Below are 16,547 nucleotides of genomic sequence, written 5' to 3'. Positions count from 1 at the left end.
CTCACGCGACAAATGCCGTTACCAGATTAACCAATGGATCAGTTTTTGACTATGTTTCCGCCTGCGATTTTTCACCGGCTAAATCGGGCAGAGAATCGTTCTCATCCTGCCGTCGGGTCGGTGAAGGATCGGCCGCAAAACCACGCAGGCCAACCACATGCACATGCTCGGTATTGTTGAATACTTTACGCACCAGCTTATAGGTTGTGCCTTTCTCCGGACTGATATTTTCCGGGGCGGCGATCACCAACTGCATTTCCAGCCGTTCACACAGTTCAAATAGCGTGGCGATCGAACGCGCATCAAGACGGGCCGCTTCATCAAGGAACAGCAACCGGCATGGCGAGATGTCTTTACCGCGCAGACGGCGAGACTCCTCTTCCCAGCTCTGCACCACCATCACCAGAATCGACATCCCGGTACCGATCGCTTCACCGGTCGACAGCGCTCCGCTTTCCGCACGCAGCCAGCCGTCAGAACCCCGGTTAACTTCAACTTCCATCTCAAGATAGTTGCGGTAGTCCAGCAGCTCTTCACCGATGGTCTGCGGCGTCCGCTGCCCCATGTCGATATGCGGATTAAGACGCTGATAAAGTTTCGCCAACGCCTCTGAGAAGGTCAGACGGTTGCTGTTAAACAGATCCTGATGCTGTTCATGCTCTTCCGACAGCGTATCCAGCAGCATTGCATGGGTTTCACGCACGTTAACGTTGAGCCGGACACTGCGCACCTGACCAAAGCTCACGGTCTGCAGACCCTGGTTCAGCTGGCGGATACGGTTCTGCTCACGCTGAATGGTTTTGCGGATGATGTTGGCGGCGCTGCGTGAGCTGATAGCCAGCGTCTGTTCACGCGCCGTCAGCTCTTCCGTCAGGCGATTCAGCTCAATTTCCATCTGCTCAATCGCTTCAACCGGATCGTCAGTGCGAATAATATCCTGACGAATACGCTCGCGCAGATGCTGGTAAACCGCGATAAAGAACTGGATCTTGCGTTCCGGCCGTTTCGGATCTTCCGACAGACGCAGCACGTCACGCAGGTGTTCGTTATCCGCCACCGCCAGACGCAGCGCACCCAGCGCTTTATCCGACATAGAACGCAGCTCGTCACCGCTCAGATAGGCCAGTTCGCGACGATGCAGGCGACGTTCGACACCATTCTCTTTCACCAGCCGCAGCACCGTACACCAGCCCGCTTTGGCGCTGACCACCTGTTCACGCACCTGATGATAGTTGCGTTCCAGCTGGCGCAGTCGCTTCTGCAGGTTATCCATCTCCGCTTCACAGAAGGTCAGCTGTTTTTCCAGCTGATTACGCCGTGCACGGTTATGGCTCAGCGCCGTATAGAGCTCATCACGACGGACGCGCGCCCGCGCTTCGGCGCTGGCATCGGCATGAACGCCGATATCCTGCATCTCCTGCTGCAACTCTTTCAGCATGTCGCGCTTGGCGTCATAGGCACTTTTCAGCGAGGCCAGCACCTGAGCATACTGCGTCAGCTGCGCCTGATGCTCGCGCAGACGCTCACGGCTGCGGCTACGTTCCGCCTCAGCCTGCTCCAGACGCTGACGCAGCTTGTCACTGAGATCGCTGTTGCCGTTAAGCATGCTGGACGAATCATCATAGCCAAAGTGCGCACGACGCTGCACTACTTCCGTCAGGGCAAAAGCCTGCTGGCGGGCGTTGCGCTGTTGCTGCTGCGCCTGCTGGTAATCGGCCTGCAGCTGCTCATGCTGTTCAGGATCGCTTTGTAATACGGCAATAATCGGTTCGAGTTTCGCCAGTTTCGCGCCGTGCTGATGCAGGAAGCGCGCCGCCTCCTGCGCCTCCTCAACCTGTTCACGGATCTCTTCACAGCGATCGGCCAGCGTCTCATCCAGCAGCAGGTTAACGCGCGGCAGCAGGCGGTTTAGCTGCGCTACGCCCTCTTTTGCCAGCTCAAACTGCTGACGCTGCTGCTGATTGTTGCTTTCGTGCTGGTTAAGTGCCCGCTCCAGCTCACCGCGACGTGCGCCCAGCTGGCGAATCTGTGCTTCCGGATCGGCATCAAACGCCACGGCGAGGTGACTGCCGATAAAGCGGCTGAATGACTGATGCAGACGCTGGGTTTTCTGAACGTCGAACGACAGCGTGGCATAGCGCTCGGCCAGACGATCGCGTTCGCTGTGCAGCAGCTCAAGCTGATTTTCTCGCGCAGCACGGCCAAACAGCGGGATTTTCGGGAAGCGGGAATAGCGCCACTGCCGCTCTGCAACCTTCACCACCACCGCATTCTGCAGTTCATCAACGCTGAAAACGCTGTCATCAAACGACTGGGGGTCGCCCTCGATCAGATAGAGATCTTCCGGACACTCTTCCAGCCCGTCGAGCTGCTCACGCACCAGCGACAGATCCGGCACCACAATCGCGTGACGTGACGGACCGTACAACGCCGAGAAGTAAGGTGCATCATCCAGCGTGACGTCATCATAAATTTCTGACAGCAGTACGCCGCCAAAACGTTCCGCCAGCTGGTTAAGGCGCGCATCTTCGGCACCGCCAGGCTGACTGAGACGTTCAATCTGCTGCTCGATATCACGTTTACGCGCCGCCACTTCGTCACGTTCAACGGTGGTTTCACGTTCCCGCTCCAGCAACTGCTGCATATATTCGGTCACGTCCTGACTGCTGGCGAGCGCCTGGCCGGTCTGCTCACTCAGCTGCGTCAGAATTTCCTGCGCAGCCAGCCAGTGCGGCGCGCGGGCGGTCAGCGTGGCGATACGCTCGCGCAGCTGTTCCAGCTCCTGACGCATCATCATGCGCTGCTCACCGGCATCCGCCACGCTGCTGTTCAGCTGCTCAATCTGCGCTTCCAGCTCACGCTGCAAACCGTCCAGCGCATCAGCTTCATAATGCTGCCCCTGGCGTTTACAGAACTCCGCCAGCAAACGCTCAGCCTCATGCTGCTCGCGTAAACGCTGCTCCAGCTCACTGAGGCGCAGACGCAGCGAAGAGAGCTGTTCAGCGTGATGGCGCTGATTGCTGGCGTCGCGCAGCAGCGTCCGGCCGGTCTGCCATGCGTCCTGTCGGGTTACGTCGCCGGCAATGCTGGTCACCAACGCCAGCGCCTGTTCAAACTGACTGTGCGCCGCTTCCGCCACGCTCAGCTTCTGCTCAAGATTGAGTAACCGTTCGGTCGCCTCTTCCTCTTTGGCCTGGAAACTGGCCTGCCATTCCGCCGCGTTGTCGATGGTTAAGTCGGGCAACTGACAGAGTGAACGGGCGCGTTCCAGCGCCTGCAGGGCCTGCTGATACTGAATGGCGCGGGTTTGCTGCACGTCAAGCGCCTGCTGGAAGTCCGCCAGTTGGCTTTTCAGCTCATCGACTTCCAGTTCAGCCGCTTCGGCGCGCGCTTCATTCTCTTCCTGAATCTCACGCGCTTCCGCCACCACTTCGCTCTGCTCTTCCAGCCGCAGCGTCAGGTCTTCGATATCGGCGTCATAGCGCTCAATCTTTTCCTGCTGGCGCATCGCGGTCTGTACCAGATTCAGGTGATCGCTGGCCGCCTGATAATCCACTTCCAGGTCGTTTTCCGCTCCGCTGTGCTCAGCCAGTTCGCGCGCCATTTCAACGTGGCGATACTGTTCAGACGCCAGCTGTTTGCGGCTGCTGAATAGCTCATTACGCAGCTGTAAGGCGTTGTCGAGATGGACCCGTCGCTCGTTAGCGTGCCGCATGTAGTCGGCGGAGACGTAGCTGGTCGCTTCCGAAATCAGATGCTTAAACAGATCGCGATCTGACTGGGTGACGCGAATCGCTTCCAGCGTCATGCGGTTTTCGCGCAGCGCGGCTTCCATATCCTGGAAGGCTTTACGCACGCCGCTGTTTTCCGGCAGCAGATAGTCACGCAGCGAGCGGGTAATGGCGCTGGAGATACCGCCATACAGCGAGGCTTCAATCAGACGATAAAACTTGCTGCGATCGCTGGCGGAGCGCAGACGACGCGGCACCACACCGAGATCAAACAGCATGGCGTGATAATCGGTGACCGAGCTGTAGGCGCGGAACTGCACCCCTTCCTGTGCTTCAACCCGCTCTTTGACCTCGTTCAGCGGCAGCACGCGCGCCTGCCGGCTGTTGAGGACTTCGGTCAGCATGTCGGTGGGATTGGTGTCGGTCGGCAGGCCATGAATACTGAACGGCTTGATGTCGACTTTTTTATCCCGTCCGGCCACCTGTTGCAGCCGCACGCCAACCACCACACGCTGATGGCGCGAGTTAACCACGTCGAGCATGGAATAGCAGACGCCAGCCCGCAGCTTACCGTGCAGGCCTTTATCGCGTGAGCCCGAGGTCGCGCCGGCTTCGGTGGTGTTACGGAAGTGCAGCAGCGTCAAATCGGGGATCAGCGCGGTGACAAACGCTGCCATGGTGGTGGATTTACCCGCACCGTTGCCGCCTGACAGAGTGGTGACCAGTTCATCAAGATCAAAGGTGCGGGCAAAGAAGCCGTTCCAGTTGATCAGCGTAAGCGAACGAAATTTTCCGCGTTCAATCATGCCTGTTGTTCCTCTGCGTTCTCACTCGCATCGCTTTCCTGTTCGTCGCCTTCATCGGCGTCTGCCGTTGCGGTGGCGTTCTCCAGCAGCATCGCTTCGCCATCGCGGATCAGGCGCAGCTGCGCTTCACGGGCATCGTCACCGCTACGCACGTCAGCGCCGAAGCGGAATACCGATTCGGTGATACGGAATTTGCTGCTGTCGTTACCGAAGAACCACACCATCCCCAGGCGGCGCAGACGGCTCAGCGAGGCGCGCACTTTCTCCTGCAGTTTGGTGCGATCCAGATCTGAGCCGGTCGAACGCTGGTTAACCAGCTTCAGCAGCTTGCTTTCATCAGCCAGTGACAGCAGTTCGTCATACAATTCCTGCTGAGTGAAGATCCCTTCATTGGCCAGGCGTTCCGGGCTGAGGTAGAGATAGCAGAGGATTTTTCCCACCATCATGTCTAACTCAGAGAGCACCGAGCGTGGGATCAGCGTGGTAGAGCGCGGACGCAGATAGAAAAAGCCCTCCGGCGCACGAATCAGCTCAACGTTATAGCGGCTGTAAAACTCTTCGAGAAACGCCTGGTAATCCATCAGAAAAGCGTGATTATCCAGCTCTTCAATACCGATGTGTCGTCCGGCGCGCAACTGGCTGTCGAGCGCGGGAAAGATCGGGTTTGCCAGTGCCTGTGCCAGCTTAACCGGCATCACTTGTTCAATATTTGTCGATGACATGTGCCTGCACCTTGGCTCCGTAATCATTGATGGCTTGCCATTCCACAGGCAAGCCGGCTAAATCAGCTTCCGCAACGCCAAGACGCACCGCCTGGTCGACCACAATCCGCGCCAGATCGAAATGACGGGCGCGAGGATACTGGGCCAGGTAGTCACGCATCACTGACGCGAGGTTGAGCGGTTTTTGTTGCGTTTTATAGATCTGCAGCGCCTCTTCAATCATCGCTGCCAGCTGCTCGCGAATTTCGTTGAACTCTTCGTACTCCATCTCGGCCGGCAGTTCACCCATCACCTCGTCATTACGCAGCGTCAGCTCTTCATCGCGCATGTCATACAGGCGATCGGCGTTGGCGTAGGTCAGCGCCCAGGGCGCATCGAAGTAATTTTGCACCGAGACCCGCAGACGCTGAGCGAAAACGCGGTTTTTATCCATGTCGATGGCGGTACGGATAAACTTATGGACGTGGCGGTCGTAACCGATCCACAGGTCGATCGCCTGCTGGCCCCAGCTGGTGATACGGTCGAGTTTACTTTGCAGATCAAACACCAGCTTATCGACGAAGCCCAGATCCGGACTGTCGAGCGTCGCATCCTGAATCCGCAGCAGGTTCTCCTGCAGCTTGTCGCCCGCCGCCTCCAGCGTATCCTGCAGTTCACGCAGCGTACCGGAGGTTTCCGACAGCAGCATTTCACAGCTGGAGATCGCCGCGCGCCAGTCTTTATTCAGCAGCTCGGCGATATCATTTTTCACCGCCTGCTGCTGTTCATCCATCAGACGCTGCGTCATGTCGATGCTGTCGAATATCTCAGCCACCGAATATTTCAGCGGCGCAAAGACGTTGCGGTGCCAGTGAAATTCATCGCCGTTTTCCTGAGCCGCATCGGCAGCGCGCTTGAGCTCATTGGCAACGATAGAGAGCTGCATCGACAGGCGTAAGGTCGAAAATTCGCGCTGGCGGATGTAGTAGTCGGTAATGCCGATCGCCAGCGGGGTCAGACGATAGATGGCATTGCCTTCGGTCAGCTCGCTGGTAAAGCGGTTGAGCAGGCGCTGTCGCACCATATCGTTGATGGCGTTGTTGGCGCGAACCAACACGGTTTCGTGGGTTTGTTCGAAAGCCTTACTGACGTGACGGAAAGCATCAATCAGATCGCCTTCACTCATTTCGCCATCCATCCGCTCACCGTTAAGGGTGGCGATAGCCAGCAAAAAGGCCAGACGTTCTACTGGCAGCGCAAGAGAGAAGTCATTCTTGCGCGCCCAGGATACCAGTTCAGGTACCGTCTGGGAAAATTCACTCATAATTCGTCCTTCTGCCCGGGTTTGCGCGCAGTCACATGGATGTAGCGCCCTAAGCTCAAAAAGGGTTCCTGACGGCAGTAACGCCGCTCCATCTCAATAATTTCGTCGTCGCTTTTGGGCTCGCCTTTCGGCGGCTTCATGTAGTCGCTGAATACCCGGATGCCGGCGCGTTGTTCAATGACGAAGCCGCACGCTTCCAGCCAGCGGTAGACCTGATCGGGATCGCGCGGATAGTCAGGTGATAGCGTGCGCTTTTTACGCTTGGTCAGATTGGTGCGCAGATAGCCAAAATTGCCCAGCGTTAAGGTGCGTAGCGTCAGGCCGTGCAGGTTATAAAACATCAGCGACATGACGCCGCCCGGACGCAACAGATCAAATAGCGCCTGCAGCACCTTTTCCGGTTCAGCAACCCACTCAAGCACAGCGTGAAACAATACCAGATCCACCGGCTTATCCAAATGTTCACCCACCTGCTGGGCGCTAATTTGTTTGAATTGCATGTTGTGGCTCACACCCTGCGCTGCCGCATTTTCCTCTGCCCGGCGCAGCATTTCGCCTGAAAGATCACACAGCAGAACCTGATGGCCGCGCGCGGCCAGCCCGCTGGAGACCTGCCCCACGCCGCCGCCCGCATCCAGCACCGACAGCGGATGCGGTGACAGTCCGGGCAGGATAGTTTCCAGCTCATCCCACAGGATCGCCTGGCGCACTCGCCCTTTGGTGGTGCCGTATATATTTTGCGAAAATTTATCCGCGAGATCGTCAAAGTTACGATCCTGCATGGCATGTGCTCCGGTATGCTGCGGTGAGACTTGTGCTATTTTGTCACAGGCACCAGAAGAATGAACCTTTCATCCCCATCTTCCCTTCCGGCTGCTGTTTTTTCGGACAACAGGAGTCTTTTTAGATGCTTTTTACCCTGAAAAAAGTGATCGGCGGGCTGTTGCTGCCCCTGCCGTTTCTGCTTTTGCTGATGGCGCTCGGCATTTTATTGCTTTGGTTCACTGACTGGCAGAAAAGCGGCAAAATTTTGATCTCCGCCAGCTGGTTATTTCTGCTGCTGCTAAGCCTGCAGCCGCTGGCCGATCGGCTGCTGCTGCCGCTCGATAGCCGTTATCCGACCTGGAACGGCACGCAGCCGGTCGATAACATCGTGGTACTCGGCGGCGGCTACACCTTTAATCCGGACTGGGCGCCCAGCTCAAACCTGCTCAACAACAGCCTGCCACGCGTGGCGGAAGGGGTACGTCAGTGGCATCGCTATCCGCAGGCTACCCTGATTTTTACCGGCGCCGCGGGTGGCACCAATCCAAAGAGCAGCGCCTGGGTCGCCGCGCAGGTTGCCGAAAGTCTCGGCGTGCCGGCCGATCGCATTCAGATTCTCGATCAGCCGCGGGATACCGCTGACGAAGCACAGGCGGTGAAGAAGAAGATTGGTCAGCGCCCCTTTCTGCTGATCAGCTCAGCCAATCATCTGCCCCGCGCAATGCGTTTCTTCCAGGCGGCAGGATTGAATCCGATTGCTGCGCCGGCCAACCAGCTGGCGATCACCTCGCCGCTGAATGGCTGGGAGCGCGCCATTCCGTCCTCTATCTGGCTGAGTCACAGCGAGCGGGCAGTGTATGAAACACTGGGTACGGTATTGCAGCGACTGAAGGGAGACACAACGCGGTCATCCGAGCCAGGGGAGTAGCTGGGTGCGGGCATGATCAAAACGGGACCGGTCAAATTCGCCGGTCTGCACCAGCTGATCGATGCAGTCCCACAGCTGATAGAGCCACCGTCGCCAGACAAAGCCTTCTGCCACCGGGGCCCGCTGCAGGTAAGCGTGCAGCAGCGCGGTTTCGGCTGGCGAATCATCGAGATGAATCAGGTCATATTCCCGCGGTGCCCATAGAATCGGTCCAGGCTGGGTCATCGCCAGCAGCTGATCGCTGCGCGGATTTTTCAGCATACTTTGCAGCCTGACATTACCGTGCACCATGACACAGGGATCGTTAAAGTCGCGGAACAGATGCACTAACCGCGCCCGGCTGCGAAACAGAATCTGACGGTCGTCCAGCGTAAAGCCGGGCGGACGCAGATAGCTCAGGGTCGCCCATAGCACCTCAACCCGCTGCGCATACCAGGCGGGCCAGCGGTTTTCCTGCGTGCTGTCCACCGTACCGACCAGTCCATGACTGTCGAGCCGGTGCCAGGCCAGCAGCCCCTCCACCACCTGTTCGCAAAACTGTTGCCAGCGTTGTGCATCACGCGCCGGTGCTTCTGCCGGTACGCCATTGAGTCGCGCCAGCAGCAACATTTCATGCACCGGCGGCTGCTGGCTCATCACCAGGCCAAATACCACCGGCACCGCAATCAGCCCGGCGTGGCCAAGTAACGCCAGTTTTTTGGCTTCCAGCGCGGCACGTCCCTGATGACGGAAATATTTCGCCATCACCGGCATCGGCTGTCCTTTATCGTCGTACAGCGCATAAAGTCGGGCAGGCGGATGTTCGCTGATGATTTCGAGACGGCTGATGGGCTCGCCCAGCACCAGCGCCAGTTCGGTTTTGAGCTGTTCCATGGGGCATCCTCCTCAGATGAATAGCAGACTATCCTGAAGGGACTACAGATAAGAAGTTTAGCGACGGATCAACAACACTGCGCAGTAACGGGGAGTCTCTCCCCGTTTTATCAGGCCTGCATTGCTGCGCGAACGCGCTGCAGATCGTCCGGCGTATCAACGCCGACGCTGGGAATCGTTTTCGCCACCGCAACATGAATTTTCTCGCCGTACCACAGCACCCGCAACTGCTCAAGCAGCTCGATCTGCTCCAGCGGGCAAGGCGCCCAGGCGACATAGCGGCGAATAAAGCCCGCGCGATAAGCATAAATGCCGATGTGACGCAGCAGCGTGTCGCCAATCTGCTCGCGCGAGCTGGCATAACGTTCACGATCCCAGGGGATAGTGGCACGCGAAAAATAGAGCGCATGGCCATGCACGTCCATCACCACTTTCACCGCATTCGGATTAAACGCCTCTTCCGCATCGGTGATTGGCACCGCCAGCGTCGCCATTCCTGCCGTGGAACCGGCCAGATTGGTGGCGACCTGGCGCACGATCTCCGCCGGGATCATGGGCTCATCGCCCTGCACGTTGACGATGATCTCATCATCAGCAAACTGATATTTTTCAATCACCTCTGCCAGACGCTCGGTGCCGGACTGATGATCGGCGCGCGTCATGCAGACTTCACCGCCAGCGGCTTGCACCGCCTGTGCCACATCCGGATGATCGGTAGCGACGATGACCCGACTGGCGCCCGATTCACGGGCGCGCTCCATTACATGCACCACCATCGGCTTGCCGTGAATATCCACTAACGGCTTGCCTGGCAGGCGGGTTGACGCATAACGCGCAGGAATGATGGCGGTGAAACTCATGGATGAATCTCTTCAACCGACAGCGTGCGCGCTTCATTCTCCAGTAATACCGGAATACCGTCACGCACCGGGAACGCCAGGCCATCCGGTTTGCAGATCAACTCCTGCTGCGCATTGTTGTAATAAAGTTTGCCATTGCACACCGGGCAGGCAACGATTTCGAGTAAACGATGATCCATATGTCCTCCATCAGGGACCGAATGCGTAAGGGATAAAGCATACCATAGCCCAGCCCGGGCGGCAGGGCGTAAAACGTATCAGTGCATCACCGGTTGCCAGGCTGGGATTGCAGTGACCAGCTGGCCGGCCAGTGCTGCCGCAGAGCGGCGGGAACCTGCAGCAGAGAAACGGTTTCCGCGCCCTGCCAGGCTGCAAAGCGCGTTATCGCCCGCCGGATATCTCCGGCAAATTGCAACGTGACCCGCGTCCGATCCTCCAGCCAGACATTTTTAATCTCCAGCTGTTTTGACTGGCGCACCATCCGGGCATCCAGTCGGCCTTTTATCTCGCCACGATGCAGGATCGGCAATACGAAATAGCCAAATTTCCGTTTTGCCTCGGGCGTATAACACTCAATGCGGTAATCAAAGCTGAACAGCTCCAGCGCGCGTTTGCGATCCCAGACCACCGGATCGAACGGCGACAGCAGCGCGCTGTGGGTTGCCTGTAACGGGGATTCAAGCAACGGCAGCGAATCACGGTGCAGCCACATTTCGCCCAGCTCTTCGGTGGTCACCGCGATGACTTCTCCCGCGTCCTGCGCATCCGCCAGAAAGGCGCTCAGCGGCACCCGTTTCAGCCGGTAATAGTCGGCCAGCCAGCTGGCGCGAAAGATGCCGAGACTGCGGGCACTGTTGAGTAACATCAAGCGGGTCGCTTCGGCTTCGCTGATGCTGTGCAGCGCATCCTGCCAGTCGGGCATTACCCGGCTGCGCAGATCGTATACCCGCTGAAAATTGCGGCGTTCGGCCACCATCAACTCACCGGCGCTGAACAGATTCTCCAGATGCCGCTTGTGCGGTTTCCATGCCCACCATCCCGGTTTATGGTTTTCGGCAGGCGCAAAATCGGCAGCCCGCACCGGACCGTTTTCGCGGATCTGCTGCAGCAATTCGGCGATCTCCTGCTGATGATCAGCTACCCACTGCGCGTTATATTTCCAGCCCAGCCGTTCCGGCGACAGCATGCGGTGCCGCAGCAGCCTGTAGTCGGCGCGTGGAATAAAGCAGGCTTCGTGTGCCCAGTATTCAAACACCTTACCCTCAGCCAGTGCCTGTTCCAGCCACGCCTGCGGATAGTCACCAAGGCGACTGAACAGCACCAGATAGGGGCTGCGGGCAACGACGTTAATGGTATCGATTTGCAGCAGCGACATGCGTGAGATGCAGTCAATCAGATCCTGATAGCGGGCGCGTTTTGCTGGCGGGCGCAGCAGGCCCTGCGCGGCGAGATGAAGGTGGCGTGCTTGTCGTAACGAAAGTGAATGCTGCGGGTTCATTCTCTTCCTTATTGATCGGGAAATTAATGTCCTGGCTGACCGCTGCGGCACAGCTGTTCAATATCGGCCAGCAGCGGTGCTACGGCCTCTCCCTTCAGACTGGCATCGACCGGCAGATACCACCAGTTGGGCTGAGCAAAGTGGCGGCATTTTACCGCATCTTTTTCGGTCATCAGCAGTTGCTGTCCGGCCTGAGTCAGCCGCGCCAGCTCATCCTGACTGTAAGCATGATGATCGGCAAACGCGATCTCGGCGACCGGCGTCAGCCCCTGCTGTTTCAGGGTGGTAAAGAAGCGCGGCGGGTGACCAATACCGGCCATGGCGACCACCGAATGAAGCTGGTCAGCCGGGCGGGTTTCGCCGGTCAGCAGATGGGTTGCCAGGCCTGGCTGAAGCTGCATCGCAATTTCACCGGGCTCCGCTTCTCCGCCGTTGACCACAATCGCATCAACCTGGCGCAGACGATCGGCGCGTTCACGCATCGGTCCGGCGGGTAGCCACCAGCCATTGCCGAAGCGACGGACACCATCCACCACCACAATTTCGCGATCGCGCTGCAATGCGTAATGTTGCAGGCCGTCATCAGTGATAATCACATCTAACGGCCCCTGATTCAGCAGCGCTTCAATTGCCCGCCGCCGTTCTGGTGCCACGGCCACGGGCGCACCGGTGCGCTGGGCAATCAGCACCGGCTCATCGCCGGCCTGTTCGGTAGCGGTCCGGGCGGTAACCAGCAGCGGATAATGTTCTGCTTTACCGCCGTAGCCACGCGACACCACACCCGCGCGCAGACCGCGCTGTTGCAATGCCTCGACCAGCCAGATCACCACCGGCGTTTTTCCATTACCGCCAGCCGTAAGATTGCCCACCACCACCACCGGCAGCGGCGCGCGCCAGCTTTTACGCCAGCCGCGCTGATAACTGTAACGAATCAGAGTGGCGATCGCCCCATACAGCAGGCTCAGTGGCCATAACAGCAGCCATAAGGGTGAACGACCACTCCAGATGCGCTCAATCATTGGCCGAATTGCATCTTATGCAGCTGGGCATAGGCCCCACGCTCCGCTAACAGTACCTGGTGCGTGCCGCGCTCAACAATCTGACCATCTTCAATCACCACGATTTCATCCGCTTTTTCGATGGTAGAGAGTCGGTGCGCAATCACCAGAGAGGTACGGTTCTTCTGCAGTTCGTCCAGCGCCGACTGAATGGCCCGCTCAGATTCGGTATCCAGCGCCGAGGTGGCTTCATCAAGGATCAGAATCGGGCAATCACGTAACAGAGCACGCGCAATCGCAATACGCTGACGCTGGCCGCCTGATAGCAGCACGCCGTTTTCGCCGATCACTGTATCCAGGCCCTTATCCATCTTATTGATGAAATCCATCGCATGCGCCATAGTCGCGGCCTTTTCGATCTCCGCGCGGCTGTACTGCTCGCTGCGGGCATAGGCGATGTTATTGGCAATGGTGTCATTGAACAGATGAACATTCTGCGACACCAGGGCGACCTGGTTACGCAGCGAACGTAAGGTGTACTCACGCAAATCGAAACCATCCAGCAGAATTTCGCCCTGCTGAATATCGTAGAAGCGGGTCAGCAAACTGGCCATGGTCGATTTACCGGAGCCGGAACGCCCCACCAGTGCCACCGTTTTGCCTGCCGGCAGCGAGAGATTGATATTACGCAGCGCCGGAATATCACGACCCGGATAGGTAAAGGTGACGTTACGAAACTCAATATCGCCCTTCGCACGGGTGATTTCACGAGTACCGTTATCCACTTCCTGCTTGCTGTCCAGAATAGAGAACAGCGTCTGACAGGCTGCCATACCGCGCTGGAACTGGGCATTAACGTTAGTCAGTGACTTCAGGGGACGCATCAGCGCGATCATTGATGAGAAGACCACGGTAATAGTACCGGCGGTTAAGGTATCCATCACGCTCGGGAAGCTGGCAGCATAGAGTACAAAAGCCAGTGCCAGAGAGGCGATCAGCTGAATCACCGGATCGGAGATGGACGAGGCAGAAACCAGCTTCATACCCTGCTGACGCATGCGATTACTGACGCGGGCAAAGCGCTCAGACTCGATCTCCTGGCCGCCGAAAATCAGCACTTCTTTATGACCCTTCAGCATCTGTTCCGCGCTGGTCGTCACCTGCCCCATGGTGTTTTGCATGGTTTTACTGATGTTACGGAAACGCTTGGAGACGGTGCGGATCGCAAAGGAAACGATCGGTGCCAGTACAATCAGAATCAACGACAGCTGCCAGCTGTAGTAAAACATCATGATGAACAGGCCAATAATGGAGGCACCTTCACGTACCACCGTAACCAGCGCACCCGAAGAGGAAGACGCAACCTGCTCTGAATCGTAGGTGATACGTGACAACAGGGTGCCGGTCGACTGCTGGTCGAAGAATGAGACCGGCATGCCCATCATGTGGCTGAACAGCCGACGGCGGATAGTCATTACCACATTGCCAGAAACCCAGGAGATGCAGTAGCTGGAGATATAGCTGGTCACGCCGCGGATCAGCATCAGGCCGATAACCACTAGCGGCATCCACAGCATCACCGATTTATCGGCTTTACCAAAACCATCATCCAGTAACGGTTTCAACAGGGAGAGCATTAAGGCGTCGCCCGCAGCGTTAATAACCAGGGCAACGGACGCCACAATTAATCCCGCCTTGTTAGGCGCGATCATTGGCCAGAGTCGGCGGAATGTCTGCCACGTAGAGAGATCTTTATCTAGATGCATTATTTATTCACGCTGTTGGAAATAGCCGGCCATTCTACCTGGATTCGCGTTTGACGCCAAACCACTGATGGTACCAACGGGGCATTAATTGATCGCGCAGGCTGTAAACCGCAATTTTACCCTGTTGGATAGTGATGCTGATCTGGCCCGACTGACCGGTATCAAGCCAGTTAAAACCGGCTCGCTGGTAATTTTCCAGCACGCTTTTTGCCGGCATATGCCAGGCGTTGTAGCGCGCCAGAGAGGCAAGTGCTGTTTTGCCCGCCGCGCTGCGCAACAACAGCGGGGTTGAGGACGTGCGGCTGCCGTGATGCGGCACCTGCAGGATATCGACCCTGAGACGCTGCTTCTCCAGCGCCACCAGCTGACGCTCCGCTATCGCCTCGATATCGCCGGTTAACAGCAATCTCACCTGACCATCATCGACGATGATGACACAGGAATCGTTGTTGTCGCCGCGGGTCGGCAGGGACAATGGCCAGAGAACGTCAAACTGGAGCCGGCCCCAGCGCCATTGCGTACCGCGTACACAAGGCAGATGGGCGTCGTTTGCCAGCGCGCTACGCACGTTAACCGTCGGCCAGCGCGCAGTTATCGCCGCAAGTCCACCGCTGTGGTCGAGATGTTTATGACTGAGGATGATCTGCTTCAGTTGCAGCTGCTTGCGCTCCAGCCAGGGGATAATCACCCGGCTGCCAGCGTTGTCGCTCTGCCAGCGCGGACCGGTATCATACAGTACCGCTTCATCGCCCTGACTGATCACCATACTTAAACCGTGACCGACATCCAGCATATCGATGCGCCATCCCGGCTCCTGTTTCGGCTGGCGACTCATGATTATCGCCAGCGCAATTGCACTGCTGCTCAGAGGCAGAGCGAAGAACAGCTGGGTTCGCCATAGAATCAGACCGCCCCATATCAGCACCGCGAAAAAAACGGTGCCGTGCAGCGGCCACCAGCCTGGCGGCAAGGCTGCCAGAGACTGTAATAGTGCCCGTAACGACAGATCCGCAGCCTGCCAGAAGAGTATCGATAACGCAGGTAGAGGCAGCAGCATTGCTATAAGAATCAGCGGTACGGTAACGAATGACACCACCGGAACGGCCAACACGTTAGCCACCAGTGCAGTCAGGCTGAGACCATTAAAGATAGCCACCTGCAGCGGTGCCATCAGCAACAGCATTCCCAGCTGAAGATGCAGCAGCTGCAGCGGTAACCAGCGCCGTTGATGGCGGAATCGGCGGGAGAGCGGGAACCAGTGATACCAGATCAGCAGCATGGCGACAGCCAGCGTCGAGAGCCAGAAGCTTTCTGACAGCACAGTCAGGGGATCGAGGATCAACAGCAGCGCTACGCAATATGTCCAGACCTGCCAGCTATTGAGCTGAATGCTGGCAATGCGGGTGAGCGTCCAGAGCGTCAGCGCCAGCAGTGCGCGCTGTGCTGGCGGATGCGCCCCCGACAGCCAGGTGTATAGCGCAGCAAACAGCCAGCTGAGTAACAGTGGAAAACCGTAACTGATATAGCGGGCCGGCAGCGCAAATTGCAGTCCGCGAGCCAGCAGCCAGCCGCTGCCTGCCGCCAGCGCAATGTGCATACCTGAAATCGCCATCAGATGAGCGGTACCGGTATCACGCAACAATTGACGCGTTTCGCGGCTCAAATCATCGCGGATGCCGAAGGCCAGAGCCTCTAATGTGGCATGTGACGGTAAGGCGGCTGTCTGTCTGCGGTGCCGCAGGATGAATCGCCAGCGCCAGTTACACTGACTCTTATCCGCAACCTGCTGAAGAATGCGCCCCTGTAACGGCGTATTATTCGCCAGCGCAAAACGCTGAGCATCAAAATCACCCTCATTCAGCCGGGCATGAACCGCCCGCAGTCGTAATCGCATTGTCCAGCGCTGGCCGGGACAATACTGTTCAGGATCGGCATCGAAATAGAGCCAGGCAAAACGAGGTGGAAACAGCCAGCGCTCGCCCTCTTTCAGCAGGTGAACCCTGATTTGCCTGCTCTCCTTTTTCAGTTCGACAATGCGGATGCTGTAGGTGGCTGGTCGTGCGGCATGATGCTCAATATCCCTGACCATTAACCTTGCATCGTTACAAGCCCATGCCAGTAGCAGCAGTGCGAGCCCGCTTATGCGCAGGGTTGGCAGACGACATTGCAGTAATACGATCCCTGTCAGCAGCAAACCCAGAATGCTTTCTCCGGCAGGAAGCCGGGCGATAAACAGTAAAGGCAGCGTAGCCATAATGCCCAGCCGGGCTACAACCATCCATGTCAGCATAATCACA

At 57.7% G+C, this 16,547-nt stretch carries 12 protein-coding genes; 1 reads left to right on the top strand and 11 read right to left on the bottom strand.

The window, feature by feature from the left end; translation table 11 throughout:
* Positions 1 to 49: 49 nt before the first annotated feature.
* The 4 genes from mukB to cmoM are packed head-to-tail and all read right to left on the bottom strand — an operon-like array spanning position 50 to position 7,344.
* Complete coding sequence (gene mukB / locus WFK59_RS02740; RefSeq protein WP_233984720.1) at positions 50 to 4,537, bottom strand: chromosome partition protein MukB; 4,488 nt, start codon at positions 4,535 to 4,537, stop codon at positions 50 to 52.
* Positions 4,534 to 5,259, bottom strand: a complete 726-nt coding sequence (gene mukE / locus WFK59_RS02735) for a chromosome partition protein MukE (protein WP_233984721.1) — start codon at positions 5,257 to 5,259, stop codon at positions 4,534 to 4,536. Before mukE ends, mukB begins: the two co-directional genes overlap by 4 nt.
* The gene (mukF, locus tag WFK59_RS02730; protein WP_233984722.1) at positions 5,240 to 6,562 is read right to left on the bottom strand and encodes a chromosome partition protein MukF; all 1,323 of its coding nucleotides are present in this window, start codon (positions 6,560 to 6,562) and stop codon (positions 5,240 to 5,242) included. The genes mukE and mukF overlap by 20 nt, the downstream gene beginning before the upstream one ends.
* Entirely contained in the window at positions 6,559 to 7,344 is a 786-nt protein-coding gene (gene cmoM / locus WFK59_RS02725; protein ID WP_233984723.1) for a tRNA uridine 5-oxyacetic acid(34) methyltransferase CmoM, read from the bottom strand. The genes mukF and cmoM overlap by 4 nt, the downstream gene beginning before the upstream one ends.
* Positions 7,345 to 7,469: 125 nt before the next feature.
* Here cmoM and elyC point away from each other — a divergent pair, with 125 nt between their 5' ends.
* Positions 7,470 to 8,255, top strand: a complete 786-nt coding sequence (gene elyC / locus WFK59_RS02720) for an envelope biogenesis factor ElyC (protein ID WP_233984724.1) — start codon at positions 7,470 to 7,472, stop codon at positions 8,253 to 8,255.
* On the opposite strand, the gene WFK59_RS02715 is transcribed toward elyC, so the two are convergent.
* The 7 genes from WFK59_RS02715 to WFK59_RS02685 form a co-directional block, all read right to left on the bottom strand.
* Complete coding sequence (locus WFK59_RS02715) at positions 8,235 to 9,128, bottom strand: YcbJ family phosphotransferase (protein WP_336754960.1); 894 nt, start codon at positions 9,126 to 9,128, stop codon at positions 8,235 to 8,237. The genes elyC and WFK59_RS02715 overlap by 21 nt on opposite strands.
* A 110-nt stretch (positions 9,129 to 9,238) precedes the next feature.
* Complete coding sequence (gene kdsB, locus WFK59_RS02710; RefSeq protein ID WP_336754959.1) at positions 9,239 to 9,988, bottom strand: 3-deoxy-manno-octulosonate cytidylyltransferase; 750 nt, start codon at positions 9,986 to 9,988, stop codon at positions 9,239 to 9,241.
* Positions 9,985 to 10,167 carry a Trm112 family protein gene (locus WFK59_RS02705; RefSeq protein ID WP_031376635.1) on the bottom strand — a complete coding sequence of 61 codons (183 nt, stop codon included), beginning with the start codon at positions 10,165 to 10,167 and terminating at the stop codon, positions 9,985 to 9,987. Before WFK59_RS02705 ends, kdsB begins: the two co-directional genes overlap by 4 nt.
* A gap of 86 nt (positions 10,168 to 10,253) precedes the next feature.
* On the bottom strand, positions 10,254 to 11,486 hold the full coding sequence (locus WFK59_RS02700) for a winged helix-turn-helix domain-containing protein (RefSeq protein ID WP_233984727.1): 1,233 nt from the start codon (positions 11,484 to 11,486) through the stop codon (positions 10,254 to 10,256).
* A gap of 23 nt (positions 11,487 to 11,509) precedes the next feature.
* Positions 11,510 to 12,505, bottom strand: a complete 996-nt coding sequence (lpxK, locus tag WFK59_RS02695; RefSeq protein WP_233984728.1) for a tetraacyldisaccharide 4'-kinase — start codon at positions 12,503 to 12,505, stop codon at positions 11,510 to 11,512.
* Positions 12,502 to 14,250, bottom strand: a complete 1,749-nt coding sequence (gene msbA, locus WFK59_RS02690; RefSeq protein ID WP_233984729.1) for a lipid A ABC transporter ATP-binding protein/permease MsbA — start codon at positions 14,248 to 14,250, stop codon at positions 12,502 to 12,504. The genes lpxK and msbA overlap by 4 nt, the downstream gene beginning before the upstream one ends.
* 34 nt (positions 14,251 to 14,284) lie before the next feature.
* Positions 14,285 to 16,540: a DNA internalization-related competence protein ComEC/Rec2 gene (locus WFK59_RS02685; protein ID WP_336754957.1), complete on the bottom strand. Its 2,256-nt coding sequence runs from the start codon at positions 16,538 to 16,540 to the stop codon at positions 14,285 to 14,287.
* Between the last annotated feature and the right edge of the window lie 7 nt (positions 16,541 to 16,547).

It is taken from the genome of Pantoea sp. USHLN298, from assembly GCF_037149395.1.
Classification (GTDB): Bacteria; Pseudomonadota; Gammaproteobacteria; order Enterobacterales; family Enterobacteriaceae; genus Pantoea; species Pantoea astica.
This window is presented reverse-complemented; position numbering and strand designations above follow the sequence as displayed.

What these genes read in the sequence shown, in the direction of transcription:
- WFK59_RS02715 (WP_336754960.1), bottom strand. Translation starts at nt 9,128, where the DNA reads ATGGAACAGCTCAAAACCGAACTGGCGCTGGTGCTGGGCGAGCCCATC.
- elyC (WP_233984724.1), top strand. Translation starts at nt 7,470, where the DNA reads ATGCTTTTTACCCTGAAAAAAGTGATCGGCGGGCTGTTGCTGCCCCTG.
- mukF (WP_233984722.1), bottom strand. Translation starts at nt 6,562, where the DNA reads ATGAGTGAATTTTCCCAGACGGTACCTGAACTGGTATCCTGGGCGCGC.
- kdsB (WP_336754959.1), bottom strand. Translation starts at nt 9,988, where the DNA reads ATGAGTTTCACCGCCATCATTCCTGCGCGTTATGCGTCAACCCGCCTG.
- cmoM (WP_233984723.1), bottom strand. Translation starts at nt 7,344, where the DNA reads ATGCAGGATCGTAACTTTGACGATCTCGCGGATAAATTTTCGCAAAAT.
- WFK59_RS02705 (WP_031376635.1), bottom strand. Translation starts at nt 10,167, where the DNA reads ATGGATCATCGTTTACTCGAAATCGTTGCCTGCCCGGTGTGCAATGGC.
- WFK59_RS02685 (WP_336754957.1), bottom strand. Translation starts at nt 16,540, where the DNA reads ATGCTGACATGGATGGTTGTAGCCCGGCTGGGCATTATGGCTACGCTG.
- msbA (WP_233984729.1), bottom strand. Translation starts at nt 14,250, where the DNA reads ATGCATCTAGATAAAGATCTCTCTACGTGGCAGACATTCCGCCGACTC.
- WFK59_RS02700 (WP_233984727.1), bottom strand. Translation starts at nt 11,486, where the DNA reads ATGAACCCGCAGCATTCACTTTCGTTACGACAAGCACGCCACCTTCAT.
- mukB (WP_233984720.1), bottom strand. Translation starts at nt 4,537, where the DNA reads ATGATTGAACGCGGAAAATTTCGTTCGCTTACGCTGATCAACTGGAAC.
- mukE (WP_233984721.1), bottom strand. Translation starts at nt 5,259, where the DNA reads ATGTCATCGACAAATATTGAACAAGTGATGCCGGTTAAGCTGGCACAG.
- lpxK (WP_233984728.1), bottom strand. Translation starts at nt 12,505, where the DNA reads ATGATTGAGCGCATCTGGAGTGGTCGTTCACCCTTATGGCTGCTGTTA.